Raw genomic sequence first — 12,382 nt, 5'->3', positions numbered from 1 at the left:
CAAGACCGTCAACGCCCTCTCCCACTACACCGACTGGACCATCGGCCACGTCCATGCCGGGGCCCTGGGCTGGGTTGCGATGATCACCATCGGCTCGCTCTACCACCTGATTCCGCGCCTCTGGGGCCGCGCGCAGATGCACAGCGTCGGCCTGATCAACGCGCACTTCTGGCTCGCCACCATCGGCACCGTTCTGTACATCGCCTCGATGTGGGTCAACGGCATCACCCAGGGCCTGATGTGGCGCGCGGTCAACGAGGACGGCACCCTGACCTACTCCTTCGTCGAGGCGCTGGAGGCCAGCCATCCGGGCTTCGTGGTCCGCATGATCGGCGGCGTGTTCTTCCTCACCGGCATGTTCCTCATGGCCTGGAACACCTGGCGCACAGTGCGGGTGGGCAATGCCAGCACCACAGAAGCCGTGCCGCAGGCGGTGGCCCATGGATAGCGAAAGCGCCTACGCCCTGCTCAGCCTGAGTGCCCTGGCCTTCTTCTACCTCGCCACCCAGACCAGCCTGGGGGGCAGGAGCCAGCGCCAGCTGGACGAAGCCACCATGCTGCCATTTGCCGATGACGAGCCCGTCGCCCGCCGCATGGAACGCGCCACCGGCCGCAGCAGCACGGGGTGCAGTTGTCCGGGAAGGTGTGATGGGAGTTGTGCGAGACGGGTAGAGCTAGAGGCTTGAGCCAGCGCAGGACTTTGATTGTAGGTTGGTGCTGAGCCTGCGAAGCCCAACAGGCGAAGTCCCGGTGCCCGGGATTGTTGGGCTTCGCTATGCTCAGCACCAACCTACGGGGCCGCTTTGCGTCCCTACCAGTAATTCTCCACCGCCACCTGCCCCGGCCGGCGGCTCAGGCTCAGGTGCATGTCGCGGGCCTTCAGCACGGCGCGGGTGTCATCGATCATCTGCGGGTTGCCGCAGAGCATCACCCGGGAATGCTCCGGGGTCAGTTCCAGGCCAGCGGCGAGCTCGAGCTCACCGTTCTCGATCAAGGTGGTGATGCGCCCGTGCAGCGCACCGGGCACTTCTTCGCGGGTGACCACCGGGATGAACAGCAGCTTGTCCGCCACCCCCTCCAGGTACTCCTTGTCCTTGAGCTCGGCGATCAGCTCCTGATAAGCCAGTTCAGCGGAATGGCGCACGCTGTAGACAAGGATGATGCGCTCGAAGCGCTCCCAGACCTCCAGGTCCTGGAGGATCGAAAGAAAAGGCGCGAGCCCCGTGCCGGTGGCCAGCAACCAGAGGTCGCGGCCGTCGATGAAGCGGTCGAGGGTGAGGAAGCCGAACGATTGCTTGTCCACCATCAGGGTGTCGCCTTCCTTCAGGCGGGACAGCTCACTGGTGAATTCACCCTCCGGAACGACGATGGAAAAGAACTCCAGGTGTTCGTCATAAGGCGCCGACACCATCGAATAGGCGCGCCAGACGGTGCTGCCATCAGCCTTGGTCACCCCCAGGCGGGCGAATTGCCCGGCGCGGAAGCGAAAGCCCGCATCGCGGGTGGTGCGCAGGGTGAACAGGCTGGGCGTCAGGGTCTGCACATCCAGCAGGGTCTGACGGGTGAACTTCTCTTCGCTGGCGGTCATACTCCGCTCCCATCCTTTTCCGATTCTTTCCAAGACCGCTCCAGTGTCTCGCAAAGCGGCCTTCAGAAACACCGCCGGTTCTTATGCCTATATTCACTACGCCTTTCGCCCAGCTCGATCTCATTCGTCAACCCGAGCAGCAGGACGACCCGCTGCAAGCCTTCGACGCCGCCGACGAGTACCTGCTCAACCAGCTGCACGAGCAGGGCGTCACGGCCGACACGCGCGTCCTGGTACTGAACGACAGCTTCGGCGCCCTGGCCGCCAGCCTGGCGTCCTGCGCCAGCGTTACCAGCAGCGGCGATTCGCACCTGGGGCATATCGCCCTGCAGCGCAACCTGGCGCGCAATGGCCTGGACGATGCAGCGGTGCGCTTCGTGCCCGCCAGCGAGCGGGCTGACGGTCCGTTCGACCGGGTGCTGATCCGCGTGCCCAAGACTCTGTCCTTGCTGGAAGAGCAGCTGATCCGCCTGCATGGCCAATTGGCCCCGGGCGCCACGGTGGTCGCCGCCGGCATGGTCAAGCACCTGCCCCACGCCGCCGGCGACCTGCTGGAGAAGTACATCGGCCCGATGCAGCCCTCACTCGCGGTGAAGAAGGCCCGCCTGCTGATCGCCACGCCTGTGGATAAGCCCGCCGTGGCCTCGCCCTACCCCACGCGGTACCAACTGGATCAGCCGCGCCTGACCCTGACCAACCACGCCAATGTGTTCTGCCGCGAAGGCCTGGATATCGGTACCCGCGCCTTCCTCCCGCACCTGCCGCGCAGCCTGGCGGCCGTCCGCGCGGCGGACCTGGGTTGCGGCAACGGGGTGCTGGGCATCGCCTACGCCCAGATCAACCCCCAGGCGGAGATGACCCTGGTGGACGAGTCCTATATGGCCGTGCAGTCGGCGAAGGAGAACTGGCGGGCGGCCCTGGGCGAGCGCCCGGCGAATATCCGCGCCGGCGACGGCCTGACGGAACAGCCGGCGCACTCCCTGGACCTGGTGCTGTGCAATCCGCCCTTCCATCAGCAGCAGGTGGTGGGCGACTTCCTCGCCTGGCGCATGTTCGTCCAGGCGCGCAATGCCCTGGTGAAGGGTGGCGAGCTGTGGATAGTGGGCAACCGCCACCTGGGCTACCACGCCAAGCTCAAGCGCTTGTTCCGCGGCGTGGAGCAGGTGGCGGCGACGCCGAAGTTCGTGGTGTTGAAGGCGACCAAGTAGCAAGCAGGCTGGTGCAAACATGTGTAGGGGCGAATTCATTCGCCAAGCAGGCCGAGAAGGCCTGCCTTGCACCGCCAATAAGGGCAGCAGAGCTGCCCTTGGCGAATGAATTCGCCCCTACAGGAAAGCCGTTCAGCACCGCAGACAGGCTCAGTGCGTACTCAACCCCGCCGCCGTCATCACCATACGCAACAGGTAGGCCACCGCGCCGAGGGCCAGCACGCTGAGGGCCCAGATGCCCACCAGCCAGCCCAGGCGCTGCCACAGGGGTTTGTTCTCGGGCTTATCCACAGGCCGCTCCTAGTGGTAACCGTCTTCCTGGGTCACCTTGCCGCGGAACACGTAGTAGCTCCAGGCGGTGTACATCAGGATGAAGGGGATGATGAACAGCGCGCCCACCAGCATGAAGCCCTGACTCTGCGGCGGCGCAGCCGCGTCCCAGATGGAGATGGACGGCGGCACCACGTTGGGCCAAAGGCTGATGCCGAGGCCGCTGTAGCCGAGGAAGATCAGCACCAGGGTCAGCACGAAGGGCGCATGGTGGGCGTTGTTCGCCACCGCGCGCAGCAGCGCCCAGGTGCACACCAGCACCAGGATCGGCACCGGCATGAACCAGAACAGGTTGGGCAGGCTGAACCAGCGCTCGGCGATATCGGCATGGGCCAGCGGGGTCCAGATGCTGACGATACCGGTGATGCCGAGCAACACCAGCACCAGCGGCCGCGCCAGGTCGTGCATCTGCTGTTGCAGGCGGCCTTCGGTCTTCATGATCAGCCAAGTGCAGCCGAGCAGCGCATAGGCGGCGATCAGGCCCAGGCCGCAGAACAGCGGGAAAGGCGCCAGCCAGTCCAGTGAGCCGCCGGCAAAGGCGCGGTCCACCACCGGGAGGCCTTCGATGTAGGTGCCGAGCGCCACGCCCTGGAAGAAGGTGGCGGCGATGGAGCCGCCGATGAAGGCCTTGTCCCACAGGTGGCGTTTGTCCGGCCGGGCCTTGAAGCGGAACTCGAAGGCCACCCCACGGAAGATCAGCCCCAGGAGCATCAGGATCAGCGGCAGGTAGAGGGCGGAGAGCACCACCGAGTAGGCCAGGGGAAAGGCGCCGAACAGCGCCGCGCCGCCCAGCACCAGCCAGGTCTCGTTACCGTCCCAGACCGGTGCCACGGTGTTCATCATCACATCGCGCTCGCCATCGTCCTTGACGAAGGGGAAGAGGATGCCGATGCCCAGGTCGAAACCGTCCATCACCACGTACATCATCACGCCGAAGATGATGATGATGGCCCAGATCAGCGAAAGGTCGACGCCCATGGTTCAGTTCCTCCCCTCGGTTACAGCAGTGTCGTCATCGTCCATGCCCTCTTCGGTCGCGGAGAGCGGGCGCGCGGGGGTGCGGTGCTGGCCGGGGCCGCCGATGCCTTGTTCCTTGCCTTCGTCGGTGACCGGGCCTTTGCGCACCAGACGCATCATGTAGCCGAGGCCCGCGCCGAAGAGCAGGAAGTACACCACCACGAAGGTCACCAGGGTCAGGCTCATCTGGGTCACGCTCTGGTTGGATACCGCGTCGGCAGTGCGCATCAGCCCGTAGACCACCCAGGGCTGGCGCCCCATCTCGGTGGTGAACCAGCCGGCGAGGATGGCGATCAGCCCCGAGGGCCCCATCCACAGGCAGAGGTAGAGGAAGGGCCGCGAGCGGAACAGCCCGCCGCGCCAGCGCAGCCACAGGCTCCAGACGCCGGCCAGGATCATCAGCAGGCCGAGGGCGACCATGATGCGGAAGGACCAGAAGACCACGGTGGAGTTCGGGCGGTCCTCCTTGGAGAACTCCTTCAGAGCCGGTACCTGCTTGTCCAGGCTGTGGGTCAGGATCAGGCTGCCGAGGTAGGGAACCTCCACCTTGAAGCGGGTTTCCTCGCGCTCCATGTCCGGCCAGCCGAAGAGGATCAGCGGGGTGGCCTCGCCGCTGCTGTTGTCCCAGTGGCCTTCCATCGCGGCGATCTTCACCGGCTGGTGCTTGAGGGTGTTGAGCCCGTGCAGGTCGCCGATGAAGGCTTGCACCGGGGCCACCAGCAGGGCCATCCACATGGCCATGGAGAGCATCTTGCGGATTGCCGGGTTGTCTCGGCCGCGCAGCAGGTGCCAGGCCGCCGACGCGCCGACGAAGAAGGCGGTGGCGAGGAAGGCCGCCGTGGCCATGTGCAGCAGGCGGTAGGGGAAGGACGGGTTGAAGATCACCGCTAGCCAGTCCACAGGCACCACGCGGCCGTCGATGATCTCGTGGCCCTGGGGGGTCTGCATCCAGCTGTTGGAGGCGAGGATCCAAAAGGTGGAGATGATGGTGCCGATGGCCACCATCACCGTGGCGAAGAAGTGCAGGTTCGGCCCCACGCGGTTCCAGCCGAACAGCATGACGCCAAGGAAGCCGGCCTCGAGGAAGAAGGCGGTGAGCACCTCGTAGGTCAGCAGCGGCCCGGTGACACTGCCTGCGAAGTCGGAGAAAGCGCTCCAGTTGGTGCCGAACTGGTAGGCCATGACCAGGCCGGAGACCACGCCCATGCCGAAGTTGACGGCGAATATCTTCGACCAGAAGTGATAGAGGTCGCGGTAGACCTCCTGCCCGGTCTTCAGCCACAACCCTTCCAGCACCGCGAGGTAGCTGGCCAGGCCAATGGTGATGGCCGGAAAGATGATGTGGAAGGACACGGTGAAGGCGAACTGCATTCGGGCGAGATCGAGAGCCTCCAATCCGAACATGGCGATTCCTCTAATCAGGTTGATACGGGTATGCCCCACGCGCGGCTCCATGGGGTCTGGGGCCAGGCAGGGCCGAATTGTTCTTCTGGGGTCTGCTGCGACTGGATGCGGGCCAAGTCGGCCCTTCACAAATCCGCGCCCGGTATTTTGACGTGGATCAAGCAATGCCTAGAGATTAGCCGCTCGCGGCAGTTTGCAAGCTGTGGTCCATTGTCGCGCGGCGGGTTGCCGCGCGGCTGTCGGCCGCAGACGATGAAGGGGGTGAGATTGGATCAGCTATGTGCGCGAACCCGGCCTCGCGGGTGGATCGATGAAGCGCGATCCACCCTACGAATCCAGTGCCTCGGGTGCATCCACGTCGCGCAGTACGCCCGGATCATCCACGTCCACCGCTACCCAAGCTGACGCGTGGGCGCGCAGCACCCGGCGCGCGCCTTCGTCGCCGGTCAGGCCCTGAAGTTCGGGCCAGAAAGCGTGACCAAACAGCACCGGGTGGCCACGTTCGCCCTGATGGACAGGAAAGACGATGCGCCCAGTCGCCGCCTTGGCCACCAGGGCGCGCAGGCTGGATTCGGCGATCCAGGGCATGTCACCGAGCAGCACGGCGATGGCCTCGGCCGGGTCTGTGGATAACGCCCGCACACCCGCTGCCAGACTATGGCCCATGCCCTGCCCGGCATCTTCGCAAAGGATGATGCGGCAGCCGCCCGGCAGCCCCAGCGCGGTCGGGTCATCCTCCGGGCGCAGTACCAGGTGCACGTCGTCGAACACCCGCAGCGCGCCTTCCAGGCTGGCGGCCAGCAGGGTGCGACCGTCGGCCAGGGTGGCGCGGCGCTTGTCGCTGCCGAAGCGGCTGCCGAAGCCGGCGGCGAGGATCAGGGCGGGGATGGAGGGCATCAGTCAGCTCCGGTGGAAGGCGGACGGATCGAACGATGTGGGGGCGAATTCATTCGCTATGCAGACCGCAGGTCTGCCCTGTGGGATTACAGGGGTCAGCTGCGCTGCCCTTAGCGAATGAATTCGCCCCCACAAGGGAAGACATCGGCCACGCAAGCCCGCCGTCAGACCCGCTCACGGGCAATGCCATTGCGCACCCGCAGGATATCCGCCAGCACCGCCAGGGCGATCTCGGACGGGGTCTTGCTGCCCAGGTTGAGGCCAATGGGGGCGATGATGCGGGCGATTTCCAGTTCATTCAGCCCACCGACCCGGCGCAGGCGCTCGAGGCGTTTGCTGCTGGTGGCCATGGAGCCCATCACGCCGATGTAGAAGGCCTCGGTGCGCACGGCCTCGATCATGGCCAGGTCGTCGATCTTCGGGTCGTGGGTCAGGGCGACCACGGCGGTATCGGCATGGCAGCCGCCCAGGCGGATGAATTCCGAGGGCAGTTCGCGGCGGATTTCCACGCCGGGCAGTTCGACGCCCTGCAGCGCTTCCTCGCGGGGGTCACAGAGCACCACTTCGAAGCCCAGGCTCTGGCCGAACTCGGCGCAAACCTGGGCCACCGTGGAATAGCCCGCCAGCAGCAGGCGCTGGGCCGCGCCGACGCGCAGGCGCAGCAGATCGCCCAGGCGCTCCACCCGGGGGCCCTGCGCGTGGTCCGGCAATAACCGGCGCGCGCCATCGGGCAGCGAGACTTCGCGAATCAGTCGGCGCTGGCCGGCCAGGGCGCTTTCCAGCTCGCGCAGGTGGGCCTGAACGTCGCAGTCGGACGGCAGGTTCTCCACCAGCACTTCCAGCACGCCGCCGCAGGGCAGGCGGATCTGCGAGCGCTCGTCGCTACCGTCGCCGTAGCGCACCTGCTGGACGGGCTCGGGGAAGGCGCCGGCGGCCAGGCGTTCGAGGAAATCATCCTCCACGCAGCCGCCGGACAGCGAGCCGATCCAGTGGCCGGACGCATTGGCCGCCAGCAGCGAGCCCGGCGCGCGGGGCGCCGAGCCGTAGGTGGCAAGCACGGTACAGAGCCACACACGCTGGCCGGAACTCGACCATTCCAGGGCCTTGCGCACCACCAGCTGATCAAGGTGTTGCATGGGAAAACTCGCCGTTAGTGGGATTGGACTTCGCCGCGCAGCTCGGCCACCTGATCCGGAGTCACCTCGCTGTCGAGGCCGCCCCAGGTTTGGCGCAGGTAGTTGAGCAGGTTGCGCATCTGACTGTCGTCGAGTTTATCCCTGAAGCCCGGCATCGGCTGCATCCGTTCGAAGCCGGTGAACTGCTGCTCGCGGATGCCGTCGTCGACGACCCGCAGCAGGTTGCGCGAATCAGCCAGGCGCAAGGTGGTGTTGCCGTTCATCGCTACCGCCACATGGGGCACGCCCTCCCCCGCCGCGCCGTGGCAGCCGGCGCAGACATTCAGGTAGTCCTGGCGCCCGCGGGCGGCGCTTTCGCCCAGCTTGTCCTCGGCCACCGCGGCGATCTTGCGCGGTGCCGGCGGCTGTTCGCCAAGCAGGTAGGTGGCCATGGCGCGGTGGTCGTCCTGGGGCAGGTACTGGGTGCTGTGGTGCAGCACGGGGTACATCTCGTTGAACACCGAGCCCTGGGCGCTGATGCCGTGCTTGAGGAAGGTGGCCAGGTCATCGGTGGTCCAGCCGCGCTCGGCCAGGTCGTCGGCCAGCAGGCTGGGCGCCTGGTAGCCGAGGAGCTCGCCGCCGCTCATGCGCAGGTCCTGCTGCAGGGCGCCCACGGCATTGCGCGGGGTGTGGCACTCACCGCAGTGGCCGAGCACTTCCACCAGGTACTGGCCGCGCTGCCATTCCTCGCCCTTGCCGTCGGCCGGCTGTAGCTGCACCCGGTTCTTGTAAAGCATGTTCCAGAAGGTCATGCCGAAGCGCACGTTGAACGGGAAGGCCAGGTCGGTCTTCGGGCTCGGCTTGGCAATCGGCTCCAGGCTCATCAGGTAGGCGTAGATGGCGTCGGAGTCCTCCCGCTTCAGCAGGTGATAGGAGGTATAGGGCATCGCCGGATAGAGCTTGCTGCCGTCCTTGCGTTCGCCCTGGGTCACCGCCTTGTAGAAGTCGTCGGCGCTGTAGTGGCCGATACCGTGCTCCTTGTCCGGGGTGATGTTGGTGCCATAGATGGTGCCGAACGGCGACACCAGCGGCAGGCCGCCGGCGTACTCGGCGCCACCCTCGATGCTGTGGCAGGCCACGCAGTCGGCGGCATTGGCCAGGTACTTGCCGCGTTCGATCTGTGCCTTGTCCGCCGGCTGTTCCTGGTCCGCCGCTTGGGCCGCCAGGGGCGCCAGCAGTGCCGCGAGTAGAAGCGCGCGCATCTTCAACCCTCCTTGACCAGGCCGAGGCCTTCCACCACATCGCGCGCGGCGCTGTAGTAGCGGACGTAGCCGGTGCAGCGGCAGATGTGCTTGCCCAGGGCGTTCTCGATCTCCCCTTCCAGTTCGCTGCGCTTGACCGGCTGGCGCTGGAGCTTCTCCACCAGCACGGTGGCGGCATTGACGTAGCCGGGCGTGCAGTAGCTGCACTGGAAGGCGAACTGGTCGATGAACTTCTGCTGGATAGGGTTCAGCTCGGCGACTTCGCCCTTGGCATCACGCTTGGCGTGGCCTTCGATGGTGCGCACTTTCTTGCCGTCGAAGAAGTGCGCGCCGGTGATGCAGGTGCGGATTTCCTCGCTGGTGCCGTCCGGCTTGTCGAGGATGGCCACGCAAGCGTGGCAGATGCCCTGGCCGCAGCCCAGACGCGAACCGGTGAGGTTCAGCTGTTCGTGCAGGAAGTCGATCATCATCAGGTCGTCGTCCACGGTGAAGGGGCCGACGGCCTGGCCGTTGATGGTCATGCTGAGTGCGCGCTTAGCCATGGAGGGCCTCCTTGATGCGGGCCGGAGTCAGGGGAAGGTCGCGCAGGCGCTTGCCGGTGGCATGGGCCACGGCGTTCACGATGGCGCCGACCACGGGGATCATCACCACCTCGGCAATGCCCTTGGCCGGGTCGCTGGGCGACAGCGGCGGGAGGATCTCGGCGGTCTGGGTCCAGACCGCGCAATCCTTGGCACGGGGCAGCTGGTAGCGGTTGAAGTTCCAGGTGCCTTCGCCGGGGCCGCCTTCATACAGCGGCATCTCTTCCAGCAGCGCGTGGCCGATGCCCATGGCGATGCCGCCTTCGAGCTGACCGCGCACCAGTTCAGGCACTATCACCCGGCCGCACTCCAGCCAGGAATGGTGGTTGACCACTCGCGCCTCACCACTGCCCTTGTTCACCTTCACTTCGACCAGGGTCGCCACCGGGCTGTAGTAGGTGACCATGGCGTTGTTCAGCTGGGTCGGCGGGTAGCTGACGGAGACACGGTTCAGCAGGTGGAAACCGTGGCTGGTCATCTGCGCCTTCTTCGCCGCCGGGGCACCGTCGCCGTACTTCACGGCCACCGCGTCGAGCGGGACCGTTTCACGGCGGCCATCGATGTCGAACTCGCCTGAAGCCCAGGACCAGCGGTTGAAACCGTGCACGCTGACGCCGGTGACCAAGCCCAGCTCATGGGCCTTGTGCGCCAGCAGCTCGAAGGGAATCGGCGGCATGCCGTTGGCGGTCAGCTTGCCGTCCACCCAGTGGGCGTCCTCGCGGCGCACCACGTAGGGGTTGGCCAGGCCGCCGTACTCGCCACGACCCCAGATGCTCAGGGCCGCCGGCCAAAGGCCGTGGTTGAAGAGGATACGCGCCGCCTCACGGGTGCCATGCCCCGAATAGTAGGCCGAGTTGGTGGCCGAGGACGGCGAAGCCAGCTTGCCGACCCAGCGCGGATTCTTCAGCGCGGCGTCCTGTTCGGCCTGGCTGATCAGGTAGGGGTTACCGCTGGTGGTCAGCGCCAGCTCGGCCCATTCGGTGTCGCCAGTGCGGATCTCGTCGGCCGGGTGCCCCAGGTAGTCGGCTACCAGCAGCGCCTGCGAGGTGGCCATGCCGGTGCCCATGTCGATGGCGATCTGGCGCAGCTTCACGCGGCCCTCGGCGGTGAACTCCAGGCTGGCCATGGGCGCTTCGGAACCAGTGCCGAAGTCTTTCTGGCAGATGGCGAAGCCGACGCCGTAGTAGTGGTCCGGGTCCTTGGCCTCTTCCTCGCGCTTGCGTGCATCGCGGTTCTTCCAGACCTCGTGCTGCGCCGCCTTGTCGAGGATCTCGTCCAGGCGCAGGGCACCGGCGGGAATGGCGCCCTGGGTGTTCTTCATGCCGGACTTGAAGACGTTCTTCTTGCGCAGCTCGATGGCATCCACGCCCAGGCGGGCGGCCACCTCGTCCACCATCATTTCGGTGGCGGCCATGGTCTGCAGGGTGCCGTAGCCACGCATGGAGCCGGCCTCGACGCCGCGGGAATGGTAGGCGGTGGCGGCCAGGTCGCTCTGCGGCAGGTAGTAGATGGACTGCGCGGCGGTGGCACCTACGGCGGCCACCGAGGGGCTGTAGTTGATGCGGCCGCCACCGTCGACATCCATGTGCGCGCGGAAGATCTGGAAGGACTGGTCGTCCTTCTTCACCGCCAGCTGGTAGTGCATGTCGAAGGGGTGGCGCTTGATGCCGCTCTGGAACTGCTCGTAGCGGTCATTGGCCAGGCGCACCGGTACACCGTCGCCGTACATCGCGGCCAGGGCGGCGTAGAAGACGAAGATGTTGTTGTCCTTGGAGCCGTAACCCACGGTATAGCCCGGGTGCATGTTCAGCGTCGCGACCTTGAAGCGCGACGGCGCCAGCATGTGGGCGGCCTGCTCGGCCACCTCGAAGGGGCACTGGGTGGCGACGACGAAATGCAGGGTGCCGCTGGCGGCGTCGTACCAGCCATTGCCGTTGTCCGCTTCCAGGGCGGCCGGCTCGATGGACTGGGTTTTGTAGCGCTCGTCGAAGACCATCCAGCCTTCCGGCGGGGTCGCCAGCGTCGCTTGCATCTGCTCGGCGTGGAACAGGCCTTGGGCGGTCAGGTCGCCGGTCGGGTTGCCCGCGCCCCAGGTGGGTTTGCGCTCGCGGATCAGCGGGAACAGCATGCTGTCCTTGAGGCTGGAGAAGGTGTCCGGGTCGAAGGGCGTGGCGCCGCCGACGCGGACGAAACGGAAGCTGCCGTATGGGTCGCGCTGGTAGAGCGGGGCTTTGGCGCCGTAGCGGATCACCTTCTCATTGAACTTGAGGATGTTCTTGGCCCGGCGGTAACGGTCGAAGTCCTTCCAGATCAGCAGCGCCACCGGATGGCCGATGAACATCGGCACCTGGCCCTCGGGCAGGAAGGGGTCGGGGCTGTGGCCTTCCGGGAAAGCTATGCCGTCCCGCGTCAGGTCGGCGGCGGTCACCACGCGGTCGGGTGCGAGCTCAGCGTCCAGCATGGACAGGTCGAAGCCCTGATACAGCTGGTCGGCACGGGTCGCCTTGAGCAACAGCGCGTGGCCCTGCTGCTGCGGCCAGCCGGGCATGTCCTTGGCGCGGATGTCGCGGGCGAAGACCTTGCCGCCGCAGACCTTGCTGACCCCGTCGATGCGCCCGCGGGCTTGGCCGCCTGCCGTGTACCAGGTTTGCGGAGTGCTGGTGACCTGCGCCTCGAACAGCGCGGCGAAGGCCTTGCTGCCGAGCGGCGCCAGAGTGATGCCGATACCGGCTACGACGCTGCCTTGCAGGAAGGCGCGGCGGGACAGTTCAGGAGTGGACATACCCGTACCTCGTGGGCCGACCGGAGCCTGCCCAAGTGTTTGTGCAATAAACAGCCGCCAGCCCCAGCCATGCGGAAGGGCTGTCAGAAAGAATAGTCGGAGGGTGAATCTGACTTGAAAGTCAAATATTAGCGAAATCCCTGACGCAGACAAAGAGTAAATCTGTCTCTTTAGTCAGAAATCTCCAATTAGAAATGC

12 protein-coding genes are annotated in these 12,382 nt (G+C 66.1%); 3 read left to right on the top strand and 9 right to left on the bottom strand.

The genetic code is table 11. From position 1 onward, the window contains the following. Both E8F12_RS06945 and E8F12_RS06940 read left to right on the top strand, forming a co-directional pair. Positions 1-448: cbb3-type cytochrome c oxidase subunit I (locus E8F12_RS06945; RefSeq protein ID WP_280324540.1), on the top strand; the 448-nt coding region annotated here is incomplete at its 5' end. Next, a complete protein-coding gene (locus E8F12_RS06940; RefSeq protein ID WP_280324539.1) occupies positions 441-686 on the top strand; it encodes a cbb3-type cytochrome c oxidase subunit 3 in 246 nt (81 codons plus the stop codon). The genes E8F12_RS06945 and E8F12_RS06940, both read left to right, overlap by 8 nt. 125 nt (positions 687-811) lie before the next feature. Here E8F12_RS06940 and E8F12_RS06935 read toward each other — a convergent pair whose 3' ends face one another. Next, entirely contained in the window at positions 812-1,588 is a 777-nt protein-coding gene (locus E8F12_RS06935) for a ferredoxin--NADP reductase (protein ID WP_280324538.1), read from the bottom strand. 83 nt (positions 1,589-1,671) lie between these two features. On the opposite strand from E8F12_RS06935, the gene E8F12_RS06930 reads away from it, so the two are divergent. Next, positions 1,672-2,796: a class I SAM-dependent methyltransferase gene (locus E8F12_RS06930; protein ID WP_280324537.1), complete on the top strand. Its 1,125-nt coding sequence runs from the start codon at positions 1,672-1,674 to the stop codon at positions 2,794-2,796. 150 nt (positions 2,797-2,946) lie between these two features. On the opposite strand, the gene E8F12_RS06925 is transcribed toward E8F12_RS06930, so the two are convergent. The 8 genes from E8F12_RS06925 to E8F12_RS06890 all read right to left on the bottom strand — a co-directional run bounded on the left by E8F12_RS06925 (position 2,947) and on the right by E8F12_RS06890 (position 12,184). Then, positions 2,947-3,087: a DUF2474 domain-containing protein gene (locus E8F12_RS06925; RefSeq protein ID WP_280324536.1), complete on the bottom strand. Its 141-nt coding sequence runs from the start codon at positions 3,085-3,087 to the stop codon at positions 2,947-2,949. Between the two features lie 9 nt (positions 3,088-3,096). Next, positions 3,097-4,104, bottom strand: a complete 1,008-nt coding sequence (cydB, locus tag E8F12_RS06920; protein ID WP_280324535.1) for a cytochrome d ubiquinol oxidase subunit II — start codon at positions 4,102-4,104, stop codon at positions 3,097-3,099. A gap of 3 nt (positions 4,105-4,107) precedes the next feature. Further along, positions 4,108-5,547 carry a cytochrome ubiquinol oxidase subunit I gene (locus E8F12_RS06915; RefSeq protein WP_280324534.1) on the bottom strand — a complete coding sequence of 480 codons (1,440 nt, stop codon included), beginning with the start codon at positions 5,545-5,547 and terminating at the stop codon, positions 4,108-4,110. A 327-nt stretch (positions 5,548-5,874) separates the two neighbouring features. Beyond that, on the bottom strand, positions 5,875-6,444 hold the full coding sequence (locus E8F12_RS06910) for a nucleotidyltransferase family protein (RefSeq protein ID WP_280324533.1): 570 nt from the start codon (positions 6,442-6,444) through the stop codon (positions 5,875-5,877). A gap of 164 nt (positions 6,445-6,608) precedes the next feature. After that, positions 6,609-7,580 (bottom strand): XdhC family protein, encoded by a 972-nt coding sequence (locus tag E8F12_RS06905; protein ID WP_280324532.1) that lies wholly within the window; start codon positions 7,578-7,580, stop codon positions 6,609-6,611. A gap of 14 nt (positions 7,581-7,594) precedes the next feature. Continuing rightward, a complete protein-coding gene (locus E8F12_RS06900) occupies positions 7,595-8,821 on the bottom strand; it encodes a cytochrome c (protein WP_280324531.1) in 1,227 nt (408 codons plus the stop codon). 2 nt (positions 8,822-8,823) lie between these two features. Further along, positions 8,824-9,363: a 2Fe-2S iron-sulfur cluster-binding protein gene (locus E8F12_RS06895; protein WP_280324530.1), complete on the bottom strand. Its 540-nt coding sequence runs from the start codon at positions 9,361-9,363 to the stop codon at positions 8,824-8,826. Then, positions 9,356-12,184, bottom strand: a complete 2,829-nt coding sequence (locus E8F12_RS06890) for a xanthine dehydrogenase family protein molybdopterin-binding subunit (protein ID WP_280324529.1) — start codon at positions 12,182-12,184, stop codon at positions 9,356-9,358. Before E8F12_RS06890 ends, E8F12_RS06895 begins: the two co-directional genes overlap by 8 nt. Positions 12,185-12,382 lie beyond the last annotated feature (198 nt).

Origin of the sequence: Pseudomonas sp. BN102 (assembly GCF_029871245.1) — a bacterium.
In the GTDB taxonomy this organism is placed as follows: Bacteria; Pseudomonadota; Gammaproteobacteria; order Pseudomonadales; family Pseudomonadaceae; genus Metapseudomonas.
Note: the sequence above shows the minus strand (reverse complement) of the source record. Positions and strands in the feature narration are given on the sequence as shown.

Coding starts and splice junctions, on each gene's coding strand:
- E8F12_RS06895 (WP_280324530.1), bottom strand. CDS start 9,363: ATGGCTAAGCGCGCACTCAGCATGACCATCAACGGCCAGGCCGTCGGC.
- cydB (WP_280324535.1), bottom strand. CDS start 4,104: ATGGGCGTCGACCTTTCGCTGATCTGGGCCATCATCATCATCTTCGGC.
- E8F12_RS06890 (WP_280324529.1), bottom strand. CDS start 12,184: ATGTCCACTCCTGAACTGTCCCGCCGCGCCTTCCTGCAAGGCAGCGTC.
- E8F12_RS06930 (WP_280324537.1), top strand. CDS start 1,672: ATGCCTATATTCACTACGCCTTTCGCCCAGCTCGATCTCATTCGTCAA.
- E8F12_RS06915 (WP_280324534.1), bottom strand. CDS start 5,547: ATGTTCGGATTGGAGGCTCTCGATCTCGCCCGAATGCAGTTCGCCTTC.
- E8F12_RS06910 (WP_280324533.1), bottom strand. CDS start 6,444: ATGCCCTCCATCCCCGCCCTGATCCTCGCCGCCGGCTTCGGCAGCCGC.
- E8F12_RS06900 (WP_280324531.1), bottom strand. CDS start 8,821: ATGCGCGCGCTTCTACTCGCGGCACTGCTGGCGCCCCTGGCGGCCCAA.
- E8F12_RS06935 (WP_280324538.1), bottom strand. CDS start 1,588: ATGACCGCCAGCGAAGAGAAGTTCACCCGTCAGACCCTGCTGGATGTG.
- E8F12_RS06905 (WP_280324532.1), bottom strand. CDS start 7,580: ATGCAACACCTTGATCAGCTGGTGGTGCGCAAGGCCCTGGAATGGTCG.
- E8F12_RS06940 (WP_280324539.1), top strand. CDS start 441: ATGGATAGCGAAAGCGCCTACGCCCTGCTCAGCCTGAGTGCCCTGGCC.